The 23,126-nt window shown below is 71.4% G+C and carries 14 protein-coding genes and 3 pseudogenes; 6 read left to right on the forward strand and 11 right to left on the reverse strand.

Annotated features, from left to right (window positions below):
- Window positions 1-167 precede the first annotated feature (167 nt).
- The 3 genes and pseudogenes from ACZ67M_RS36975 to ACZ67M_RS36985 all read left to right on the forward strand — a co-directional run.
- Window positions 168-632: pseudogene (locus tag ACZ67M_RS36975) on the forward strand (ABC transporter ATP-binding protein); the annotation flags it as partial.
- Between the two features lie 118 nt (window positions 633-750).
- Window positions 751-861, forward strand: a pseudogene (gene ubiA / locus ACZ67M_RS36980) (4-hydroxybenzoate octaprenyltransferase); the annotation flags it as partial.
- Between the two features lie 96 nt (window positions 862-957).
- Complete coding sequence (locus ACZ67M_RS36985) at window positions 958-1,305, forward strand: SDR family NAD(P)-dependent oxidoreductase (RefSeq protein WP_469854251.1); 348 nt, start codon at window positions 958-960, stop codon at window positions 1,303-1,305.
- 56 nt (window positions 1,306-1,361) lie between these two features.
- Here ACZ67M_RS36985 and ACZ67M_RS36990 read toward each other — a convergent pair whose 3' ends face one another.
- Together ACZ67M_RS36990 and ACZ67M_RS36995 are read right to left on the reverse strand one after the other, a co-directional pair.
- Window positions 1,362-2,027 carry an SDR family NAD(P)-dependent oxidoreductase gene (locus ACZ67M_RS36990; protein WP_469854252.1) on the reverse strand — a complete coding sequence of 222 codons (666 nt, stop codon included), beginning with the start codon at window positions 2,025-2,027 and terminating at the stop codon, window positions 1,362-1,364.
- Between the two features lie 126 nt (window positions 2,028-2,153).
- A complete protein-coding gene (locus ACZ67M_RS36995) occupies window positions 2,154-2,420 on the reverse strand; it encodes a hypothetical protein (RefSeq protein ID WP_469854253.1) in 267 nt (88 codons plus the stop codon).
- A 390-nt stretch (window positions 2,421-2,810) separates the two neighbouring features.
- Here ACZ67M_RS36995 and ACZ67M_RS37000 point away from each other — a divergent pair, with 390 nt between their 5' ends.
- A complete protein-coding gene (locus tag ACZ67M_RS37000) occupies window positions 2,811-4,166 on the forward strand; it encodes an FAD-binding protein (protein ID WP_469854254.1) in 1,356 nt (451 codons plus the stop codon).
- A gap of 103 nt (window positions 4,167-4,269) precedes the next feature.
- Here the strand turns inward: ACZ67M_RS37000 and ACZ67M_RS37005 are convergent, their stop codons facing one another.
- The 4 genes and pseudogenes from ACZ67M_RS37005 to ACZ67M_RS37020 all read right to left on the reverse strand — a co-directional run bounded on the left by ACZ67M_RS37005 (window position 4,270) and on the right by ACZ67M_RS37020 (window position 17,243).
- A complete protein-coding gene (locus ACZ67M_RS37005) occupies window positions 4,270-5,676 on the reverse strand; it encodes a DUF6461 domain-containing protein (RefSeq protein ID WP_469854255.1) in 1,407 nt (468 codons plus the stop codon).
- A 175-nt stretch (window positions 5,677-5,851) separates the two neighbouring features.
- Window positions 5,852-5,953, reverse strand: a pseudogene (locus ACZ67M_RS37010) (carbohydrate ABC transporter permease); the annotation flags it as partial.
- 210 nt (window positions 5,954-6,163) lie between these two features.
- Complete coding sequence (locus ACZ67M_RS37015; protein ID WP_469854256.1) at window positions 6,164-15,889, reverse strand: hypothetical protein; 9,726 nt, start codon at window positions 15,887-15,889, stop codon at window positions 6,164-6,166.
- A 379-nt stretch (window positions 15,890-16,268) separates the two neighbouring features.
- Window positions 16,269-17,243: a PAS domain-containing protein gene (locus tag ACZ67M_RS37020; RefSeq protein WP_469854257.1), complete on the reverse strand. Its 975-nt coding sequence runs from the start codon at window positions 17,241-17,243 to the stop codon at window positions 16,269-16,271.
- A 432-nt stretch (window positions 17,244-17,675) separates the two neighbouring features.
- Here ACZ67M_RS37020 and ACZ67M_RS37025 point away from each other — a divergent pair, with 432 nt between their 5' ends.
- Window positions 17,676-18,602, forward strand: coding sequence for a pyridoxamine 5'-phosphate oxidase family protein (locus tag ACZ67M_RS37025; protein ID WP_469854258.1), 927 nt, complete (start codon window positions 17,676-17,678; stop codon window positions 18,600-18,602).
- Between the two features lie 128 nt (window positions 18,603-18,730).
- Window positions 18,731-19,240, forward strand: coding sequence for a DUF6069 family protein (locus ACZ67M_RS37030; protein WP_469854259.1), 510 nt, complete (start codon window positions 18,731-18,733; stop codon window positions 19,238-19,240).
- Between the two features lie 33 nt (window positions 19,241-19,273).
- Here ACZ67M_RS37030 and ACZ67M_RS37035 read toward each other — a convergent pair whose 3' ends face one another.
- The 5 genes from ACZ67M_RS37035 to ACZ67M_RS37055 form a co-directional block, all read right to left on the reverse strand.
- Window positions 19,274-19,582, reverse strand: coding sequence for a WhiB family transcriptional regulator (locus ACZ67M_RS37035; RefSeq protein ID WP_469854260.1), 309 nt, complete (start codon window positions 19,580-19,582; stop codon window positions 19,274-19,276).
- A gap of 183 nt (window positions 19,583-19,765) precedes the next feature.
- A complete protein-coding gene (locus ACZ67M_RS37040; protein WP_469854261.1) occupies window positions 19,766-20,080 on the reverse strand; it encodes a hypothetical protein in 315 nt (104 codons plus the stop codon).
- Window positions 20,081-20,185: 105 nt separating this feature from the next.
- A complete protein-coding gene (locus ACZ67M_RS37045; protein ID WP_469854262.1) occupies window positions 20,186-20,965 on the reverse strand; it encodes an SDR family NAD(P)-dependent oxidoreductase in 780 nt (259 codons plus the stop codon).
- A gap of 167 nt (window positions 20,966-21,132) precedes the next feature.
- The gene (locus tag ACZ67M_RS37050; protein ID WP_469854263.1) at window positions 21,133-22,155 is read right to left on the reverse strand and encodes an ABC transporter ATP-binding protein; all 1,023 of its coding nucleotides are present in this window, start codon (window positions 22,153-22,155) and stop codon (window positions 21,133-21,135) included.
- Window positions 22,148-23,122: an ABC transporter ATP-binding protein gene (locus ACZ67M_RS37055; protein ID WP_469854264.1), complete on the reverse strand. Its 975-nt coding sequence runs from the start codon at window positions 23,120-23,122 to the stop codon at window positions 22,148-22,150. Before ACZ67M_RS37055 ends, ACZ67M_RS37050 begins: the two co-directional genes overlap by 8 nt.
- Between the last annotated feature and the right edge of the window lie 4 nt (window positions 23,123-23,126).

The raw sequence follows: 23,126 nt of genomic DNA on the forward strand, positions 1-23,126 counted from the left end.
GTGCCAGGTCACGGGCGCGTTGCGATGACGGCTCGGGCACGTGCCCGCGTGAACCCTCCTCCTCCCTCGTCCCGTTCCCCTGTCGACGCCGGTACGGAGCACCGTCCCGACCGCGCACGGACGCGACCCGTTCGCTCCTCCCACTCGACCCCCTGAAGGGACTGCACGTGACCACTGCCGTCAGCACGTCGACCCACGCCCACGACGAGGAGGACACAGCCGTCGCCGCACGAGGGCGCCAACTCGTCAAGGACTACGGCTCGGGGGAGACCCGGGTCGTGGCCCTGGACCACGTCGATGTGGACATCCGGCGCGGCCGGTTCACGGCGATCATGGGTCCTTCCGGCTCGGGCAAGTCCACCCTGCTGCACTGCCTGGCCGGTCTGGACACCGTCACCAGCGGGAGCATCGAACTGGGCGGCACCGAGATCACCGGACTGAAGGACAAGGCGCTCACGCGGCTGCGCCGGGACCGGATCGGGTTCGTCTTCCAGGCGTTCAACCTGCTGCCCACGCTGAGCGCGCTGGAGAACATCACCCTGCCGATGGACATCGCCGGGCGCACGCCCGACCAGGCCTGGCTGGAGGAGATCGTGGCCACGGTGGGTCTCGGTGAGCGGCTCAAGCACCGGCATGGGAGGGCCTTGGAACAGAACATACGTATCCATCAGGGGACACCTAGACTCGTGTCCCGGACGTGTCCGCACACCGGCTCGACGGTGAAACACGGCATCTGAAGGAGTACGGCCCGTGAGTTCCGTTCCGGCGGCAGTTCCACGACCAGGGCCCGCACGGGCGTTCCTGCGGCTGGTGATGATCGAACACTCGGCGTTCGCCCTTCCCTTCGCCTACACGCGCGCTGCACGGCCTGCTGGTACGCGGTCTGTCACCGGTGTGAGCCGCGGACACCGCAGACAGCACCTCGCCGGTTGAGTTCTCAACGCCAAGGAGCACGTCGTGACCGCGCAGTTCCAGGACCGGGTCGTCCTCGTCACCGGTGCGGGAGCCGGTACCGGCCGTGCCGGCGACGCCCGCGCCTTCGCGCGCGAGGGCGCCCAGGTGGTCGCCGCGGGAATCCGGCCGGCGTCCGTGGAGGAGACGGTGCGGCTCATCCCTGACGACGGCGGGACGGCCGATGCCGCCATCGCGGACGTCACCCTGCCCGAGGACATGGAGCACCTGGTACGCACCGCGATGGACCGCCACGGCGGTCGGCACGTCGCCCACAGCAAGGCCGGTGCCCTGGGCGCGTCTGCGGAGGCGGGCACCCTGGACAGGTCCACCTGGCGACACGTTTCGCCGTAGGCCAGGACATCGTGGTGGACGGGGACGTCACGTCCTGATGCGGCCGGCCCGGATCGTCATCCGTGGATGGGCTCGGCGTAGTGCCGGAAGGCACCACGCTCGGTGTGGATGGCATACAGGCGCTCGGCCAGCGCCGTCGGACTGGAGTGCTCCGCATCCGGGCGGATCGCGCCGGGGACGATCAGCTGGGCGGCGTGGATGTTCTCGCCGGCAAGGGCTTCGTGGAGCATCGCCGCGTAGGCGCTCTCGGCGGCGAACGCGACCGAGGTGCCGGCCACCCGGGGGTTCGGGCGCGCGGCGCTGGCGCCGTTGACGAAGAGCAGCGTGCCCCGGCCCAGTTCCCGCATTCCGGGCAGGACCGCGTTCACACAGGTCACAGGGCCCTTCACGGAAAAGGCCAGCGGGTCGTCGAGGTCGGCGGCGGTGGTGTCCAGAACCGGCTTCAGGAAATCGCGGCGGGGCACCGGACTGTACTGCAGGATCTCGACGGGCCCCAGCGTGTGGGCGGCTTCGTCCAGGGCCGCGGTCAGGGAGGCCGGGGCGAGGACGTCGGCGGTGAACCCGCGGGCCCGGACGCCTTCCCGCTCCAGTTCGGCCGCCAGTTCACCGTGGTGCCGGACGCTGCGCGAGACGAGGGCGACGCCGTGACCCGCGGCACCGAAGCGGCGGGCGGCGGCCAGGCCCAGGCCGGGGCCGGCGCCGATGAGAGCGAACGTGGTCACGGTGGTTCTCCTCGGAAGCGGGACGGACGGGGTGGTGGGCCGGCCGGGGAACCGGCCCACCACCCCACCATCGGCGACCGCGCTCCGGCCCGCCAGGCCTGGGGGTCGCCCGGGGCGGGGCTCGAATCAGGCGAGGTGACGATGCCACATGTTCACGTTGCCGCCACCGGCGTCGGCGCAGTAGTACTTGACGGAACCGTCAGGGTTTCGCCCTTCCTCGGCGTTCGACCTGTTGGCGTCGCTCTGGCAGATACCCCAGGGATCTCCGAGTCCCGACCAGTACTGCACCACGACGTCGTTGACGTAACCGCTGGGGCTGGCGGGTGCGGCGGAAGCACTTCCCGCGCCGATCGCCAGGGCGGCCGTCGCGCCTACCCCCACCAGGGCCGCCACGACCGTGCGCCTCAAACGCCGTGCATTCATCTGACACCTCATAAGTCGCTTGGGAGAAGGGAAGCTTGAGTATCCTCACGGCGCTTCTCACGGGCGGTCAAGGCAACGAAATCCGGGCCGCCCGGGTTCAGTGTGTGTGTCGAGAACGTGGCACCGGGGCCGAATCGGTCACCGGCCGCGGGATTGAACACATGTGAATCTCACGATACATTTGACATGTGCTCGTGGAGTGCGGGGTTCACTGTCTCGGCGCCTCCGCCCCCTCGGCCCCGATGGAGTCCCACAGGTCGGGGAACGAGCCCGGTACCGGGCGGAAGTATGAGGGGAAAGATGGCTGTGACGCTTCCAGGACCGACAACTCCGGCGCTGCGGACGCAGGACGTGGTCAGAATGGCGCTGAGGGAGGTCGTCGGGCCGGTCATGACGCCCGGTTCGCGGGGATACGCCGCGGAGTGCGCCACCTTCAACCTGAACCACCCCCTCAGGCCCGCCGTCGTGGTCGGTGCCACCTGTGAGGAGGACGTACGCGCGGCGGTCCGGTTCGCCGCACGCCAGGGCATGCCGGTCGCGGTGAAGTCCACCGCCCTCCAGGTGGTGGGGCCCGCGGAGGGCGCCCTGCTCATCTCCACCGGACGGATGAAGCACCTGTCCGTCGACGCGCACACGCGCACGGTGCGGGCCGGCGCCGGAGTGCGCTGGAGCGAGGTACTGCCACGCACCGCGGAGCTGGACCTCGCCCCGGTCATGGGCTCCGACGCCCGGGCGAGCGTGGTCGGTTACACCCTCGGCGGCGGGCAGAGCCCCCTGCTGGGCCGCACCCACGGGTACGCGGCCGACCACGTGCGGCGCATGCGGGTCGTGACCGCCGACGGACATCTGCGTACCGTCGCTCCCCACACCGAACCGGATCTGTTCTGGGCGCTGCTCGGCGGAAAGGGCAACTTCGGTGTGGTCACCGAAGTCGAGTTCGAGGTGTTCCCGGTGGCCCGCTTCTACGGGGGAGGTCTCTTCTTCCGCGGCGAGGACCTGGACAAGGTGCTCCGGACGTGGCGCCCGTGGGTGGAAACGGTGCCCGAGGAGATGACGTCGTCCCTCGCCCTGAGGCAGCTGCCCGACGTGCCGGCGCTGCCCGAGCCGCTGCGCGGCGCGTTCGTCGTCGAGGTACGCATCGCCCACCTGGGCGGGGCCGAGGACGGCGAACGGCTGGTGGCACCGCTGCGCGCGGCGGCCCCCGTCCTGTCCGACACGGTGGCGGACAAGCCGGTCGGCGCCGTCGGAGAGGACCACGGGGCCCCCGTGGGCCCGACGGCCTACGTGGAACGCGGCGTGTGCCTGCGGGAGTTCCCGGAGGAAGCGGCCGACGCCCTGGTGAAACTGGCCGGCCCCGGCTTCGGCCGCGGGGCGGCGAGCCTGGAGATCCGTGCGCTCGGCGGAGCCCTGGACCGGGAGCCGGAGGTCCCCAACGCGGTCGCGACCCGCGGGGTGCCCTTCGTGGTCCACGGGTACGCGATGAGCGGCGGCCGGAGCGACGAGCCTGGCCGGGAGCTGGCCGGGGTCATGGACGGGCTCGCCCCGTGGGCCGCCGACCGGCGCATGGTCAACTTCATCTCGCCGGACGAGGTGGGCGACGCCGGGGGCCTGCGCGCCGCGTACGGCTCCGGGCGGTACGCCAGGCTCGTCGAGGTCAAGCGCCATTACGACCCGGACAACCTCTTCCGTTTCAACCACAACATCCGGCCCGCCTGAGCCGCACGACCGCCGCCGCGGGCCGCCACCGGGGGGACACGCCTGCGCGTGGGCACCGGGCGCCCACGCGGGAGCGGCGGGCCGGCGCCGCCGCCCGCCCCGGTCACCACGTACCGAACAGTGCTCCCGGGTGGCTGCCCTCGACGTCCACCAGCCGGGGGCGCACCCCGGCCGCGCGGCAGGCCAGTTCCACGCTCGGCGGCAGGAACGGGCCGTCCTCGTCCGCCCGGTACACGCCCAGGCCCATCTCCGCCATGAACGGCGTGAAGGCGTCGCGTCGCGCGCCCCGGGGGGCCGCGGCCCCGCGTGCCAGCCGCTCCGTGTCGTCCTCGCCGTACTCCGCGAGCAGCCGTCCGTCCCGGTACCAGGCGAGGAGTTCCCAGCCGTCGTGGTCGAGGTGGCGTACGACCACGCTGCCGCCCCGGGAGAGTTCCGCGGCGCGTTCCACGCCCTGGAGTCCGCACGGTTCGACGAGCATGACCCGCTCACCGAGGGCCACCGCCCATGCGCTCCTGGGCGGTTCGGGCATGTCGAAAGACGCCTTCTCCAGTTCCCGGTAGGTCATGGGGCGGATCGCGCCGGGCGCGGCGCCCAGCCGCCACAGTGCCCCGGCGGCGTCGCCGTGCTCCACCAGCGTCAGGGTGCTGGGCCCGTCGAGGTCGAGCAGGTCGAACCAGTCCCGGGGCAGGGCGCCGTCGGCGGGCCGCGCCGGCCTGGCCGCCTCCTTGGCGCGGCGGCGGGCCTCGGCCCTGCGGAGCCGCGCGAGGCGGGCCTCTTCGTCGGCGGTGCGGGTGTCGTGGAACTCGGCGCCGGTGCCGTCCAGCAGGACGACGTCCCCCCGGTCGCGGACGACGGCGGCGGAGATCCGCACCGCCGCCGGGTCGAGGCGGTACCGGCCGGTCCAGCGCAGCAGGACGGTGGCGTCGGTGCCGGTGCGCAGCACGCCGTCGGGGCCCAGGGTGAGGGCACCGGACCGGGGTGCGGGGCAGGACCACACCTGGCGGCTGAGGCCGTCCTCATCGGTGGTGAGCAGCATCTTCCCGTCGGGTGCGCGGGTGAGCCGGTACCGGCCGTCGGGGGAGGTGAGCGGTTCGGCCAGGACCTGTCCGGGCAGGAGCCGGTCGCCGGTGGCGGGCCGGTGGGCGGCCAGTTCGGCGTCGGTCAGCGGGTCCCTGCTCCAGCGCAGGCCGCCGTCGAGGTCCCGCAGGACCAGGCGGCCCCGGTCGGTGACGGCGGCGACGGCCGCGCGGCGGTCGATGTCGCCGGACACCCACGTCGGCGCCCCCGACCCCGCCTCCAGCACGAGGCGTCCGTCGGGCAGCAGAACGAGCCGTCCCGGCCCGGCGTCCGGGCTGCCGACCCCCCACACGTCACGGCCGACGCGGCGGTCGCGCAGGACCAGGGTGCCGTCCGGGCGGTGTTCCAGAGCGTGGGAACCGTCGGGTGACACGAGGCCCTGGAGGCTCAGTGACGCACCCGCCTCCAGCGCGGTCCGGTCGGCGGTGCTCATCGGGGGCCTCCAGCGGTCTCGGGCGGCGGGGTTGCCGGGCGAAACTAACACGTGTCTCACATCAGAGCACACATGTATGGACGCACCGGCGTCCTCTCTCCATCGTCCGCGGATACGCGGAAGCGTCCGGCACGCACCTCGTGCCGGACGCTTCCGCGCGGTGACCGGGCCTACTGGCGAGGCCGGCGATGGCGGGCCGGCCCACGGGCAGGACCAGCTGGAAGAAGATCCGCCACTCGCCGCCGCCGTCCATGCGCGCGGCCTCCAGCATCTTCTCGAGAAGCTCCGCCGGGGGACGCGGCGGAGGCACTGCTCCCGGCCCGTGAGCGGGACATCCGCCAGCGCGAGGCTCTCGCCCAGCGTCTGGGCGAGAGCCATCACCGGGCCAAGGGCGGGCGGGAGTCGCGTCACCGATCGAGGTGATCACGGATGTGCACGCCGGACAGCCCGCGGCCTCCCCCGCTCGCTCGCCCGGCGCCGCAGCGGGTCAGGTGCGCCGGTGTCCGGGCGCGGCGGCGGATGCGGATCCGCCGGGCGGCGGGCCGGATTCCGGCGGCGCGTCCTGACCCATCATGATCGCGAAGACGTCATCGGTGCGGGTGCGGTCTCCGTCCTGGCCGTCCGCCGGCGGCCGACCCCGCTCCGGCACGGGCCGGGGCGTACCGCTGTGACCGCCGTGCGTCTGCCCCCGCTCCTCGTCACCGCTGCCGGACGGCCGGGGCTCCGGTATCGCCGTCCCGCCGTCGGTGAGGGTGTCGCCGTTGTACTTCGGCCCGTCCTCGGCCCGCTCCGTAACGGGGTTCCGGCCGAGACCGGCACCCGCGCGCGACGGCCCGTTCCCCGCGGCAGGAGGCCGTGGCTCCTGCCCCGGCGGCAGGAACGCGACCTCCACGGTCGCGGTGCGCCGCGGGTCGACGGGCCCGCCCGCCCGGTGGCCGTCGGCCGGCGGGACCTGACGGCCGTGACTCTCCACGTCGAAGGTGATCCCCTCGACCAGGCTCAGATGCCGGAAGAGGTAATCCCGCAGGGCCTCGGCCCGCTTCTGCCCGGTCGCTCGTGCGGTGTTCTCCCGGTCCTTCCAGGGCAGCCGGCTGCCGTTGCCGCCCGCCCTGACGGTGACCACGATGCCGGGCAGTCCGCGCCGCCGCCTCTCCTCGACGACTTCCCTGAGCCGCGTCGCCAGCACGTGCGCCTTGTAGGCCTGTTTCCCGGCCACGACCTTGCGCGACTTGTCGAACTGGAAGGTGAGCAGCTCACGGGGCAGCTCGGGCACCGCCCGGTCGTCCGGCGCCGGCTCGCGGGACGGCTGCGGCTCCCGCGACGGCTGCGGCTGTCCGACCGCCGGGTCCGGCGCGGGCGCCCCGGGACGGTCCTGCGGTGCCGGGAAGAACAGGACGGGCGCCGGGCCGCCGTGCGTCCGCAACCACTGCTCGTCCCTCAGCGTCTCGTCACGCATCCGGAGGACCTCGTGGTCGGTCGGGGGAGTCGGCTCACGGCCGGACGCCAGGTCGTACAGCCGCCGCAACGTCTCCTCGGTACGCGTGCGGATGTCGCGGATGCGGTCGGCGTCGTTGTACCGCGTCTCCACACCGAGCGCGTCCAGCCCCTCGCGGATGGACCGGGCCCGCTCGAGAAGCTCCGCGGGCCTGGGGTGGTGGTCCAGGAACAGCGCCCGGCGGCGGTCCACTTCCTGCCGCACGGCCTGGTCAAGGGTCAGGTCGCGGCTGTACGAGGTGCTTTCCAGGGTGCCGAGCAGGGTGGCGTCCACGCCCCAGAAGGCCGCGAGGCGGGCCGCTTCCGGGGTCAGCACACCCGCTCGTACGGCCTCGGCGGTGGTGAGCGGGGAGCCGTCGATACGCCGTGCCGGGTCGAAGGCGTGGATCCTGCCCTCCGGGTGGAACCACCAGCTTCTGTCCCGGCCGCCCTGGTGGATCCGCAGTTCCACGTAGGAGTCGAGGTCCACCGCCACGCGGCCGGCCAGATGCAGGATGTTGGCGCCCAGGGCCGGCTGGTCCGGGCTCAGTACGCCCTCCTCGGGCTCCCGGAATCCCGTCACCGGCCGTACGCCCGGTTCCGTCCGCGCGTCGATCCGGTCGGCGTCGAAGTCCAGGACCAGTCGCCGGGTGTCGGTGATCAGGTGCCGTGCCCGGGACCGCGCCTTCATCAGTACCCGGGGTCCCGCGACCTTCAGCCGGCCGTGGTCCATGCGGTCGCCGATCGCGCGGGCCACCAGCGCGGGCGCCGCCTCGGCCGTCGCCCTCGGATCCCGTGCCACGTCCAGGAACACCTCCGTCAGGTCGAAGTGCTGGATCGACCTCGGACTGTCCTCCCAGCGCAGCACGTGGCCGGCTCGCTCGGCGCGGGCCTTGTCGGTGGCCGCCCGCATCGCCCGGTAGTCGTCCTCGTTGACCAGGGCGTAGAACTCCCCCGAGATCTTCTGGCTCTGGAACGTACCGACCTCGTGCGGAGCGACGAAGGGCACCATGTGGCTCTGCTTGGCGCTCGTCGGCAGCCGGATCGCCGCGTTGGCCACGACGAGGTAGACCGGCTTGCGCTCCTTGGTGAAGGACTCGGTGCGCGGTTGCTGCTGCTGGCCGTCCGAGGCCCCGGTGGAGCCCGAGGCGCCCACGTTGGCCGCCTCGCTGTCCGCGGCGGTGCCGTGCCCGGCGTTCAGCCCGGGGGCCGCGCCGTTGCTCGTCCTCCAGGACGGGGAGACGGACGTGATGTGCTTGAAGTACGTGCCGAATCCCGCGTCGTCGAACACCTTCAGCACCCGAAGGTCGGTGTACTCGACGAACTTCAGCACCATGGCGCGCCTGAGCGGGTCGGACGGCATCGCCCAACTGTCCGTCAGCCGGGTGCCGTCGGGGCGTTCCCGGACTGCCTGGGCGGTGAGCAGCGAGTTCGCCATCATCGACGGGAGGAAGGTGTCCCGCCGGACTCCGGGAGCCACGTGGGCCTGCCCGAACACCGCGTTGAGCAGACCGTGCACCTGCCGGTGGTAGCCGCCGGTCGCGACGAATCCCACCGGGTGGATGTTGAGGGGGAACTTCACGGGGATCGTGGACGGCGGCGCGGGGCGCGGGGGCGGCTCCGGGCCGAGCATGGTGGAGGGCACCCCGAGCTGAATCGTTCCCGTCAGCAGGCGCTCGGACGAGGTCCGGCCGGTGAGCCTGCGCTGCTGGGCCATGGCGAGGTTGTTCAGATCGGCGTCCGGCGCGTCCCCGAGCCGGACGTGGACCGCTACGGACAGGCCGCCTTCCAGGTCGACGGTCTTGTTGTAGTCGCCGAACACGCTTTCCCAGTACTGCGTCCGGTTGTATTCGACCTGCGTACTCGTGCCCAGTGACAGCCCCTGGGCCGCGCCCGCGTTCCCGTCGCGGCCGCTGCCGCCCGCCTTGACGGAGGTGCTGAGGGATGTCGACCGGCTGTCCGAGGTGGTGCGCGCGTCCTGGCCGTGCAGGAAGAACTCCTGGCCGTCCAGCCGTTCGTCCAGCGGTTTGATCCGGCCCACCAACTCCGCCGACAGCACCACCGAGACGGTCTCGTGCAATGGGCCCCAGGTGTGGGCGAACTGCAGCTCGACCTCCCCGCCCACCAGGTCCATGTAGAGGATCGTCGACAGCTTGGAGAAGAGGACTTCCGCGGTCATCAGACCGCCGTGCACCTTGCCGAGGGTCTGACCGCCTCGGCTCACCTCGATCAGGGGTGACGAACTGAGCAGGCCGGGCGCCGACTCCTCCACCAGTTCCCGGATCGTCCCCCACAGCGTGGCGCCGTCCCCGAACCGTACGCCGGTCACGGCGGAGGGCCCGATCCGCCGGTGCGGCGCGTACGGGTTGGCCAGGTAGCGGGGCAGGTGCAGGGTGGCCGGCGTGAGAGCGTGCTCGGGGAACGCCTCGTTGAACCGGCTCAGCACCTCGTCGTCGACGACCCTGAGACCGCCCGACTGGTGGAGTTCACGCAGGCGAGAGGCGAGCACCGCCGGATCGGCGCCGGCCGGGGCCCGGTCCGGCCGGTCGTTCCAGTGCAGGAGCAGCCGGGCCATCAGGACGGCGCCGAGTTTCAGTTTCGCCCAGTCCTTGGCCTCCCACAGCTCCACCACGTCCGCCAGCGCTTCGTCCGGCACGGGAAGCTGACGCCTCAGGTAGGCCTGGAGCGCGGCGTCCCGCGACATCATGAACACCATCTGCCGGTCGTCGACGACCGTGGTGCCGGAGCCCTGGTCGGACGGCAGCAGCAGCGCGTTCTTGTGCCAGCCGACGCCGAGGTCGAACCGCGCGTTCGCGCCGTACACGAACACGGAGCCCACGGAGAGGGCGATCGACTCGAATCCGCCCACCTTCTTCAGCGACTCGGACGAACTCCAGCCGTAGGACAGGTCGGTGCCGAAGGTGGCCGACTCGGCCGCGGCACCAGTCTGCCCGCCGAGGGTCGCGCCGATCGTGCCGAAGCCGATGCTGCCGCCGGCGGACCGCCCGCTGAACACCTGGTTCTGCAGCAGGGCGATCTGTGCCAGGACCACCGGGTCTTCGGTGGCACCGAGATACGTGGCCTCCTTGACCGTGAGGGCGCCGGACATGACGGTGTAGGCGTTCTTCCACAGTCCGTAGACCGCGCCGTTGTCCACGTCGTAGTGACCGGGCCCCTGGAGCAGATGCGGCGCCTGGGCGACCATCGTGTGGTTGGCGGTGAGCTGCCGGATCGAGTGCTCCACCGGTGAGGCGGCGCCGCGCAGGTCCTGCGGCAGGTGCTTCAACAGCGCGTCCGTCACCCCGCTGGTGTCCAGCGAGAAGATCACCGCTCGCTCGAAGATCTCGGAAGGCGTGTGCCCGGCGGTGCTCAGGGTGTCGGGGAGGTGCGCCGGCAGGTCCGGTACGAGTATCTCGGCGCCGCCGGTGAACGACGTGGAGTCCACGATCCGGTCACCGCCGACGCGGTGGCCGGGGACCTTGCCCGCGACGCCCTCGGCGATGGTCACCTCGAGACGCAGGTTGCGGATCCGGTGCTTGCGCAGATCGCTGGTCGGCTCGAACAGGATGGGATGGTTGAAGACCTGCGTCCCGCCGTGGTTGGAACCGGACGAGTGACCCGCCGACAGGTTGAGACCGGCGTTCTTGAGGATCTCGTGCGAGAAGCCGAGGTTGAGACCGACCGACGCGTTCTCGCTTCCGCCCTGTGACTGCCCGGCGATCCGCAGGGCCATCAGCAGGATCGCGATGCGCTCGTGAGGCGCAGGCCCGAGATCCTCGGCCTGTGCGATGTCGTAGTCCACCTTCAGGTTGACGGTCGCGAACTGCTCCGTCCAGGGGACCGGGCCCAGGCCGGACTTGCGGGTCAGCCGGATCTGGGCTCCCTCCTCGGTCATGGCGCTGTTGAAGTGGTCGCCGATCCCCATCAACCAGTTCTCCAGCGCCCGGTCGTTCTCGATCCTGGTGTCGTGACCCTCCCGGTGGGACAGCAAGGTCACGTCCGTGAACTGGCCCGCCTCGGGCGGGAGGTAGCCGAGGTCCCGCAGTGTCGACCGGATCTGTGCGCCCAGGGCGTCGACCGTGGCCTCGTCCAGGCGGACCGGGCTCAGTCCCACCGTCCTGCGCATGTAGGCGGGCAGCGGTCTGCGGTCCTCTCCGGTGACCGGCCGGGGGGAGGTCTCCTGGTCGATGCGTTCGACCGACGTCGCGTCCACGGGGAAGCCGTGTGCGTAGGCCGCGGCGTCCGGCAGGGTCAGGGACGCGGTGCCGAAGGTGCGCAGTTCCTCCTGCCGCGGTGGCGGCTTCGTGCTCGCCGGCTCGCGGACCTCGATCTCCAGCGTGTACTCAAGAGGCACCGAGTAGAAGGGGGTCGGACCCACCCACCGGCTCACGGTCACCTTGAGGCCGTCGTAGTTGCCGAAGCTGTTCTGCGAGTGCGAGGTGCCCAGGGTCGCGGACGCGGAGATGCCCAGGGCGACCTGCGGCACCGGGGGTGCCGCCCTGAGCGCGAGGCCCGCCGAGCGGCGCTGCTCGACCGAGTTGCTGCCTCCGGCGGCGTTCAGCAGGGTCTGCACCCGTTCGATGTTGGCGTTGCCCTGCGTGGCGGCGTCGGAGAACAGCGTGACCGGGCGAAGACCTGCGCGGACGGCCTCGGCGGGGCCGAGGACCCGAGTGAGGATCCGGACCGTGGCGACCGTCTTCGCGGTGCCGGACTGGAACAGGTCGATGGCGTAGCCCTCCCGCGACTGCCCCGGGAGACCGCCCCCCATCTGTGACCGGCGCAGATTCGTCGACAGCTTGTCGATCCCGTTCCACAACTGCTCCCGGATCCCGCCACGGCCCTGGAGGTGGGTGTTGCCCACGTGGTCGGGCCAACGAGCGCGCAGCCCTCGCAGTGCCCTGTCGTACAGCTCCGGCAGCCCGGTCATGCCGAGCGCCGCGTACCTCACCGGGACGAGGAGCCGTTCGATGCCCGGTTTGGTCGCCGGCTGCGCCCGCTGCTCGGCCAGGAAGCGGTCGGGGACCCACAGCATGAGCTTCTCGTCACCGTCCGAGGTCGTCCTGCCGGTCGACGACCGTCCGTCCTCACCCGCGGACTCCGGCGGAGCGGGTGCGGGCGCCCTGGTCTGCGGCACCCGCGCCCAGTCCCGGCCGTCCCCGTCGAACCTGATGCGGTACGACAGGTTCATGTCCACCGCGAGGAGTGAGTTGGCGGTGCGGTGGTTGCTGACCTGCCCGTCCTCCACGAACTGCGCGGTGCTCATGCCGTGGTGCTTGGCGTTGGCGGTGGCCGAGAAACTCAGGCTCGGAGTAACGAGGCCCGCCGGTATCCCGGCGGACGCTCCCGCAGAGTAGGCCGTCCTGTGGACGGTCGCGCTCTGAGAGAAGGAACCCGTGTTGAACATGGCGGCGTTCGACTCGGTGCCGAGCGGGGCGCGCGGGTCGGTGTCGTCGGCCAGCGTGCTCAGCACCAGGTGCGCCATGCCCGGGCGGACGGTGAACAGTACCTCCGCGTCGCCCAGGCGCTGCATGAATCCGCCGGTCCGACGGCTGTCAGGCGACACCATCCGCCGGAAGTTCTGCTCCAGGTTCACCGGCAGTGCCTCGAGGTCGCCCTCGCCCGCCGCGGGAATCCTCGTGCGCAATTCGTCGACCAGGCGGTCCATGCCGGGCAGGCCGGAGCGTGGGGTCGTGGAGTAGTACGCGAAGGCGTTCAGGTCCGTCCGCCGGCCCAGGACGAGCCGAGGCCCCGGTGGCCGCACGTCCCCCTCGGACGGCGGGGCTCCCGGGTCCTCTCCCGGATGCCGTCCGGCCTCGTCATCGGCCGCCTCCGCCCCGCTGTCGTCCCGCGCGCGCGACCCCGTGCCCTCGGGAGCACGCGCAGGGACCGTCTCGGTACGGATCGGCTCTCGGACCTGTGCTGGAACCTGTGCCTGCGCCTGCTCACGGACCTGCTGGGGCGGGTGGGCGTCCAGGTCCTCCGGCGACTCGTCGATGGTGTCGAGGCGTGAGCGGAATCCGTGGGTGACGAAGTCCCTGGCCACGGTGGGGAAGGGAACGCCGTCGCCGCCCGGCCGGCCGCCGGAGTCCGTTCTTGGTCGGAGGAGGCGGTCGGCCCGGTCGGTGGCGGTGCCGACTGCCGGGCGGGTGCCGCCGGGCAGGTGGGTGGTGCTGCGGTAGGGGGCGTCGGTGAGGATGCGGTGGACGAGGTGTTCGGTGCCGCTCTGGTCGCCGGGGTGGTCCAGGAGGTGCTGGGCGACGATGAGGCCGTCCTGGTCGATGCGGTCCAGGGTGGCGGGGTCGGTGGTCTGCTCCAGGCGGATGACCAGGCCGGGCTCGGGGGCATGGCCGAGCAGCCGGTAGGCGGTGGCCAGGGCGCGTTCGGGCGGACCGAGCACCGGTGTGGGCCCGTCGGTGCCCGTCTGGCCCTCGGCCACGGGGGACTTCTGCCACCGCCGCCACTGACGGGAGAAGTCCTCCACGGCCTGGTTCCGCTCGGTGTCCGTCAGACGCACCGGACCGGCCTCCGGCCGGTGGACGGCTGTCACGGCCGTGGTGGAGCCACTGCTGTCGGCTGTGGGGTCCGTCGCTGTCGCCGTGCTGTTCGGTTCCCGCTGCCCGGCTTCGTGTCCGGTGTCCTGGCTGCTGTCGCCGGGAGAGACGGTGGAGACGCGGCTGGTCTGTGTGGGGTCGGGCTGCTGGGCGTGGGACTGCGGGGACGTAGTACCGGCATCGGTGTCACGGTTGTCGCTCTGGGGCTCCGGGCGGGCCCGGTCTGTGTCCGCGGTGCCGGTGGTGGCCGTGCCTGCCGTGCCTTCCGTGCCTGCGGTGCTGGTGGTGGTGATGCGGGCGGGGGTGGTGGGCTGGGTTGGGGCGGCCGGTGGTTGTGGGGTGGCGGGGCGGCCGGCGGCGCCGGTCGCGGTGGGGGTCGCCGCGGTGGCTCCGGTACTCGTACCCGTGCCCTTTCCGGAAGCCTCGGACGTGCCGGTGCCGGTGCCGGTGCCTGGGGTGCTTGTTGCGGGCGCCGGGGCGGAGCCGACGTGGGAGGCGGTGGGCAGGGGCTGCCCGGTAGGGCTGTTGAGGCCGTTCTGGGCTTGCGTGGTGTCAGGGAGGACGGAGGTACCGAAAGTTGGTGTGCCGAAGGTCGGGACGTCGATCGTGGGGATGTGGAGTTGGGGTGCGGTGATCGGGCTGGTGGTGGGGGTGGGGAGAGGGGACAGGTGGGTGTCGAGGGCGGGTCCGGTGGGGCTGGTCTCCCTGGTGGTGGGGTACTGGGTGGCGACCGGGGGCACGGTGGCGAAGTAGCTCGGCGTGTGGGTGTTGGCCACCTCGGGCAGCAGGATCTGGGGGATCTTCATGCCCAGGTGCACCGCGCTGTGGAACGCGCCGTGCACGGCACCCAGGACGGGATGCTTGAGGCGGCCGATGAACTCGCCACCCGCCGCGCCGAGCGTGGTCTCCATGGTGGTGGAGAACCTGCCCTGCTCGATGTAGTTGACGACGCCCTCGGCGACGTTCTGACCGCCCATGCTGAAACCGATGTCGAGGGCCTCGCGCGCGGGCCGTTCCTTCCACACCGACGGCATGACCTCGGCCAGATCCCTCGACAGGGCCGTGCGCAGCGGGTCGTACCTGGCGCCGAGTTTGTCCAGCGGGCCCAGCGTGGAGCCGAGGGCGTCGGAGAGGGCTCGCTTGTCGCGGTTGGCCAGGAAGGCTGTGGCCCAGTCGGTGCCCATCCGCCGGGCCTCGTCCGCGCCGATACGGGAGCCGAAGGCCCGCTCGAACTGGCCGGCCACCGACTTCTGGAACCCCAGCCGCGCCTGCTGGGTGACGACACCGTGGGAGAGGCTGACCCGCATCGGCACGGTCAGCTTCGCCATCGCCGGACCGAACCAGCCCCCCAGATCCGCCAGTTCCCTGTCCAGCGGCAGATCCGCGGCCGGATCGGCGGCCTTGCCCGCGCCCTTGGACCCCGGCTTCACCGCCCTCACCACATCCGAGGCGGCCGCCTTCGTGGGAGCGGAGGTCGCGGCCGGGGGGATCTTCAGAGCGTTCTCGATCGACTCCCGGATGGACTTGCCCGCGGTGAACGAGAACCCCTTCGAGAGCAGCTTCTTCAGCGGCCCCGTGACCAGCGGCGCCCCCACGCCGATGATCGCGCCCTGGATCGCGCCCGACAGCACCGAACTGTGATGATAGTCGTCCCCGAACTTCGTGTGCTTCCCGTTCAGCGCCAGGATCCACTGCGACAGACCGTCCAGCGCCGTCATCAGCGCCACGTTCGTCACCACACCGATCGCCGCCGTCGTCAGGAACTTCCGCAGCGTCGACCCGAACAGGAACTCGAAGATGTCCAGCAGCAGGCTCTGCTCGACCGCCGCCCCGATCGGGTTCCAGCTCCACATGACCAGCGTGATCGCCCACTCCACCAGGAACGCCAGCACCTGAAGGATGATCATCATGTTCGTGTAGTCCAGCTGGTACGCGAACTCCCCCGCACCCTCCGCCAACTGCGCCGCCGTGTCCCGCAACCCCGAGATGTAATCCGCCCCGTCCCCCGACATGAACGTCTTCATCGCGTCCACATACGCCTGCGGCCACTCACCCGTGGCACCCGCCGCCGTACCACCCGTGATCTGCGCCATCAAGTTCTCGAACCCGTCGAAGAACTCCACCAGCTCCAGATGCGGCCGCTCCACCTCGTCCCGCACCCGCTGCGCCGACCCCAACGGCACACTCATACCCGACACGAACACCACGATCGGGTTATACCAAGGCTCCTCAGTCACAGCGGCTCACCTGCCATCAGTCATCCTTCGGACAACAGGAGCTGGTCCAGGAAGGGCCAGAAAGCAATCTCGAGAGAACCGCCGTGCGCATACCACTGGCCCGGCCACTGTCACAGCCTCAGGGGCCCACTGGTACCCGCTTCGCCTCCCTTAACACGTATCTATAGCGCATGAGGTCATCTCGCGTTAACCCCTTGTAAGCATCGAAGTAGGATTTGTCGTGTGGGTTCGGCAGACGTGTTCGCCCGGAGAGCGCGACCGGGGCGCAGGGAAGGGGAGGCCACCACGGAGTCCGGTACGACTCCGGTTCGACCGGACTACGAACGGTGCCTCAGCGCGGGACGACCACCGTGAGCGCGGTGCCGGTATGGGGCGTGTGACTTACCGTCAGCGTGCCGTGCAGGGTCGCGGCGCGCTGGGCCAGGGCGGACAACGCTGCGGCGTCCGCGGCCCCGGTGGGCGGCACCCCGTTGTCCAGGACGGTGACCACCAGGTGGGTTCCGGTGTCGGCGCACACCTCGACGTGACCGGCGCGGCCGTGCTCGACGGCCCGCTCGACGGCCTCCGCGACGAGGAGGTACAGGTGCGTCTCGACCAGGCGGGGCAGCCGCTCGTCCAGTGTGCCGGAGACGGCCATCGGAACCGGGCAGCGCCGGGCGAGGGCGGCGAGCGCCGCGGGCAGCCCGCCGACCCTGAGGGCACCGGGGCTCAGGGCGTCGGTGACCTCCCGGACACCGGCCAGGGCCTCCTCCGTGTCGCGGGCCGCGTCGTGCAGCAGGTCGAGCGCCCGTGAGGGCACGGCGCCCAACTCCTGGCGGGCCAGGCTCAGCCCGAGCAGGGCCCGGACCAGATTCTCCTGTGCCCCGTACTGGAGTGTCTCGGCGTAGTGGTGCCGGCGCTCGGCCTGGCGATGTTCCAGCAGGCGATACGGGGGACTCGCGTCGTCCGCGCCCTGGGCGGCGGGGTCCGGGACGGGCAGGGGCCGGAACACGTACAGGGTCGTGTCACCGTCCGGCCCGTCCAGCGGTACGACGGTCCACTCGACGAGCAGGAGCGAGCCGTCGGCGCGGAGCAGCACGCCCTCGCCGCATCCGGCACCGGTCGGGCCGACCGGCTCCGGCGGCCCGCCGGACGCCACGGTGAGCGGACGGCCGTCGCGGCCCAGCAGGTCGCCGGAGCGTTCGTGCCCCAGCTTCCGGGCAGCCGCGGGATTGGCATAGCGAACGGCGTGCTTGGAGTCCACAGCCCAGACCGGCTGCTCCATCACGTCGAGGACGCTCCCCCAGGCACCGGTGATCGCCGTCATCTCGCACTTCCCTTTCCCCGTACCCCGCGCCCGCCGCCCGCCGACACCGAAGAGGCTCGGCGCACCCGACCCACATCGGCACCGCTGGTCCGACTCTCACAGGAGGGCCACCGTTGCGCATCAGTCATTCGACTTGGAAGAGGGCTCGGACTCTCCCGCACCGCATGGAGCCGCCGAGCCCGGAGGCCGACCGGAACAACGCGGTCCGCCCACGGACGCGCCGCGCGCCGAGACACCGCTCCCGGTCGCTCGGCCCTCCGACCGCCGCCTGCCGGGCGATGCGCTGCGGGTGACTACCCGCATACACGTGCGGACGAGGTGTCTCGTCTCCTCTCGTCCGCACACGTAGGAGTGAACCGGCTGTGGCAGCATGTCAGTTCGCCGCCCGCTCGTGGCGGGCGGCAGGGATCCACCGACCGAAGGAACAGCTCGATGACGGTACTCGACTCAGCTCCCCTGGATGTTCTCGACACCTACCGGACCGCTGAGTTCGTCACGCTGGGACGCGACGGCACGCCGACGGCGTGGCCGACCGCCGTATGGCGCCGCGAGGACGGCAGGCTCGTGGTGACCACGTGTCTCGCGTTCGCCCAGAAGGCGCTGAACGTACGCCGGGAAGGGCGCGTCGCCCTGCTCTTCTCCGATCCCACCGGCAGCGGTCTGGACAACCCTCCGCACCTCTTCGTGGGAGGTACGGCCGAATGTCCCGAGGAGATACGCACCGGGCCCGAGGGCCTGGAGGAGTACTGGCGGCTGCTGTTCGAGCGGCAGCCGCACAGCAGGTCGTATCTGGCGCGGCCCCTGCGGCGGCTGACGGACTGGTACTACCTGCGACTCGTCATCACCGTCACCCCCGAGCGGGTGCTCGTGCGTCCGGCCGCCGAACCGCCCGTGCCGCAGGTGGAGCCCGCCCCGGTAACCGGTGTGCCGCTGCCCGGGGCGGCGCAACTCGCCGCATACCCCACGGCGGTGTTGGCCGCCCGGGACGCGTCTGGCGCGCCCGTCCTCGCCCGGACCAGGCCCGTCGCGACGGCTGACGGCTTCGCGGTGCGCGTGCCGGCCGACTGCGCGGCGACGGCCGGTCCGGCCTCGCTGCTGGTGCACCGGCACGACGAACAACTGAACAACCTGACCAACGCGGTGGTGCGCGGCGAACTCAAGGAGGCGGGCGACGACTGGCTGCTCGTTCCCGACTCGGTGCTGGAGCCCATGGGTTCGGGGAAGGGGCTCGACGGGATACGGCTCCTGCGCCGCACCGGCCGTGCGACGGACCGGTACCTGGAACGCCGCGGACTGCCGCGGCCCAAGGTGCGGTGGGACCTCTTCCAGCCGCTCGCGGCCCCTCGGCGCCTGTCCTGAACGGACGGTCCCGGTCACAGTCGGATATCACACGTTTCCGCCCATGGATGGCATCTCGTCGCCCGCGGAGGCATGCTGGAACCCGGACAAGTCCACACATTGGTACTTGTATACAGGGGAGGTATGTCATGGCCGGTGTGACTCCTTATGGCGATGCTCCTCACCGGCGACCGAGCGACGGCCCGAAGTACGGCCCTCCGACGCCGCCGCGCCCCGTCGCGGCCGGACGGCTGTGGGCCACGGGCGTGGCCACGGCGGTCGTGGCGGCTCTGGTCGCCGCCGTGGCGACGATGCTGGTGCGCGGCGTGCTCGGCATCCCGGTCTTCGCCCCCCGGCACGCGGGGGTCTGGGGCGACGTCACCACGGGCTGGCTGGCCGCCTGGGCCGCGGTCGGCGCCCTGGCGGCGACGGGACTGCTGCACCTGCTGCTGCTGACCGTCGCCCAGCCGCGCGCCTTCTTCACCTGGATCGCCACGCTGGTCACCGTGGCACTGGCTCTGCTGCCGTTCACGACGGCGCTGGGCATCGGCGAGAAGTGCGCCACCGCGGGCGTCTTCGTGGCCATCGGCGCGACGATCACCGCGCTGCTCGCGGCCACCGCGTACAGCGTCGCCCCGTTCCAGGACGACGACTGGTGACGGCCGGTGCGACGGCCTGAGACGGGGACGCGTTCAGGCCGACGCCGACGCCGGCGCACCGGGTCCGGCGGCGGCGCGGGCCTTGGCACGGAGGGCCCGGTGGTGGAGCAGGCGACGATCCGCCTCCGTCGTGCCGCCCCAGATGCCATGGACCTCCCTGCTCTCCATCGCCCAGCGCAGACAGGGTTCGACGACGGGACACAGGGCGCACAGGGCCTTGGCCTCTTCTATCTGGAGCGCGGAGGGGCCGGTCTCTCCGATGGGGAAGAACAGCTCCGGGTCCTCGTCTCTGCAGACGCTCCCGGCCTGCCAGTCGACGGCGGTGAGGAGATTGCGGTACATCAGGGCCTCTCAAAGGTGCGCCGGGGCGTGCCCCCGGAACGGTCGTCGGGGTGGTCACACCTAATGTGACACATCGGTTATAGCAGCCTTTTGAGGTATGTGTCCGGTCTGTGTGGAAGCAAGAATCCGAGCGGAAGCTTCCGGTGGAGGCCGGCCGTACGGCCTCGAGGGGAACCGGTCGGGCTACCACCGGGCACGGCGGGCGCTACGGCGCCGCTGCCGTGCCCGTTCCGCGTAACCCGCGAGCGCGAGAACGGCGGCGACGAGAACCCAGTTGGCCAGCACGAACAGCACACCGCTGATCGTGCCCAGCACCGGCCGGGCCGCGAGGACCATGATCACGGCGATCGGCGTGCTCGCGCACAGGGCCAGGACGACGGGCCGGCGGGCCGCGAACTCCTGGACCACGGTGGGCGGCCGGTCCCGTCGCGCGGGACCGGCGCTGAGATGGGTGATGAGGCGGCCGACAGTGCGCAGCACTCGTCGCGGGAGGCGCATGGAACGTATTGTAGGCGGACGAACATGTACCGTCTGATACGTGTTCCGCTGCTCACACCTGGCAGGACGACCGCCGGAGGGTGACGGCGAAGTCCCTGACGTCGGTCAGTAGAAGATCGGCCCCTTCACCCCGCCGCCGGCGGCGATCGTGTCGCCGTTGACGGCCACGCTGAGCGGGCTCGCCAGGAAGGCGACGACGGCCGCCACTTCGTGCGGTTCCACGATTCTCTCGATGGAGACGGTCGCGGCGATCTGCCGCTCCAGCTCCGCCCGCTCGCACCCGAGGGCCTCGGCCCTGCGACCGAGGTTGTCGAGCCAGGTGTCGGTCCGGGTGGCGGCGGGCTGCACCGAGACGACGTTGACCCCGGACGGGCCGAGTTCCTCCGCCAGGTTCTTCGACATGGCGACCACGGCCACGTTGCGGATCGAACCGGTCACCGACCCGGCGTGACGGGCCGCCAGACCGCTGATGTTGATGATCCTGCCCCAGCCGCGTTCCGTCATCTCCGGGGCGAAGGCGCGGACGCACCGCAGATATCCGCGGACCTTGACGTTGATCTCGGCTTCCAGGTCGTCCTCGGGAATGAACCCGGGGTTCGTCATGGCGGCGTTGTTCACCAGGATGTCCACGCCACCGAGCCGGTCCTTCACGACGCGGGCCATCCCGGTCACCGACGCGCCGTCGCCCGTGTCGGCCACCACACCGATCACGTCCGCCCCGGTCTCCGCTCGGAGTACCCCGGCCTGCTCCTCGACGTCGGAGGCGGTCCTGGCGACCAGTGCGACGGACGCCCCCTCCGCCGCGAGGGCCCGCCCCACAGCGAGACCGATGCCGCGGCTGCCACCGGTGATGACGGCTCGTTTGCCCGCGAGTTGCAGATCCACTTCGCCTCAGTTCCTGTCGGGCACAGACATGTGTCGAGTTCACAGACATGTGCGGAACGGTGTCTGGTGGCATCGCAGTTCGCCACCACACCTGAGGGTACCCACCTGTCACGGCTGACGGATGTGGGGATACGACATCAGGCAGCAGGTGACACCCGACGCCGCTGTCACCGCAGTGACAGCGCGTCCTCGGCGAAGTGGCAGGCGGAGTCGTGGGCGGCGGGGCCGGACACGCCCTGGAACTCGGCGGGTACGGCGAGGGCCGGCACCTCCAGCGCGCACCGCTCCTGCGCCTTCCAGCAGCGGGTGCGGAAGCGGCAGCCGGAGGGGACGTTCGTCGGGGACGGGACGTCGCCGGCCAGGATGATCCGCTCGCGGTGCTCCCGGGCGTCCGGGTCGGGCACCGGTACGGCGGACAGCAGGGCCTGGGTGTAGGGGTGGGTCGGGTGGTCGTAGATCTCGGCGTCCCGGCCGGTCTCCACGATGCGGCCGAGGTACATCACCCCGACCCGGTCGGAGATGTGCCGGACGATCGACAGGTCGTGCGCGATGAAGATGTAGGACAGGTCGAACTCGTCCTGGAGGCGGCCCATCAGGTTGATCACCTGGGCCTGGACGGAGACGTCGAGGGCCGAGACGGGTTCGTCGGCGACGATGATCTCCGGGCGCAGGGCGAGGCCGCGCGCGATGCCGATGCGCTGGCGCTGGCCGCCGGAGAACTGGTGGGGGTAGCGGTTGATGTACTCCGGGTTGAGGCCGACCACGTCCAGGAGGTGCTGGACCCGGGCCCGCCGGTCGCCCTTCGGCGCCACCTCGGGGTGGATGTCGTAGGCCTCCCCGATGATGTCGCCGACGGTCATGCGGGGGTTGAGGGAGGTGTAGGGGTCCTGGAAGACCATCTGGATGTTCCGGCGGACCGCCTTGAGGGCCTTCCCGGAGAGCTTGGTGATGTCCTCGCCCTTGTAGCGGATCTCGCCGGCGGTCGGCTTCTCCAGGTTGACCAGCATCTTGGCGACCGTGGACTTGCCGCAGCCGGACTCGCCGACGATGCCGAGGGTCTCGCCGCGGTCGAGGTGGAAGTCGACGCCGTCGACCGCCTTCACCGCGCCGACCTGCTTCTTGAAGAGGATGCCCCGGGTCAGCGGGTAGTGCTTGACCAGGCCGCGCACCTCCAGGATCGGCTCAGGCACCGAGGTTCTCCTTCCAGAAGTGGCAGGCACTCGTCCGGTGGTCGTCCACCGGGTGCAGAGCGGGTTCGTCGGTACGGCAGACGTCCTGGGCCATCGGGCAACGGGGATGGAAGGCGCAGCCGGGCGGGATGCGGGTGAGGTTGGGCGGCAGGCCCTTGATGGCGTACAGCTCCCGGCCCTTCTGGTCCAGGCGCGGGATCGACTCCAGCAGGCCGCGGGTGTACGGGTGCGCGGGCTTCCTGTACAGGTCGTGGACCGGGGCGGTCTCGACGATGCGGCCCGCGTACATGACGGCGATCTTGTCGGCGACGTCGGCGACCACGCCCAGGTCGTGGGTGATGAGGATGAGGCCCATGTGCAGCTCGCGCTGGAGTTCCGCGAGCAGGTCCATCACCTGGGCCTGGACGGTGACGTCGAGGGCGGTGGTCGGTTCGTCGGCGATGATCAGCTTGGGCTCCAGGGCCATCGCCATGGCGATCATGATGCGCTGGCGCATGCCGCCGGAGAACTGGTGCGGGTACTGCCGCACCCGCTCCTTCGCGGCCGGGATGCGGACCCGGTCCATCAGCTCGACGGCCTTGGCCCGGGCGTCCTTGCGGGACATGCCCCGGTGCACGGTGAACATCTCGCCGAGCTGGTCGCCCACGGTCAGGACGGGGTTCAGCGAGGACAGCGCGTCCTGGAAGATCATCGCCATCTCGGCGCCGCGGACCTTCCTGCGCTCCTCCTCCTTCAGCTTCAGCAGGTCCCGGCCCTCGAAGAGGACCTCACCGCCGGTGACCCGGCCGGGTGGCGAGTCGAGGATGCCCATCACGGCCTGGGCCGTCACCGACTTGCCGGAGCCGGACTCGCCGAGCACGGCGAGGGTCTCGCCCGCGTATACGCCGTAGGAGACGCCGTTGACGGCCTTCGCGATCCCGTCGCGGGTGCGGAACTCCACGTGCAGGTCGCGCACTTCGAGCAGCATGGCG

This window comes from Streptomyces sp. NPDC107500 (assembly GCF_055582785.1).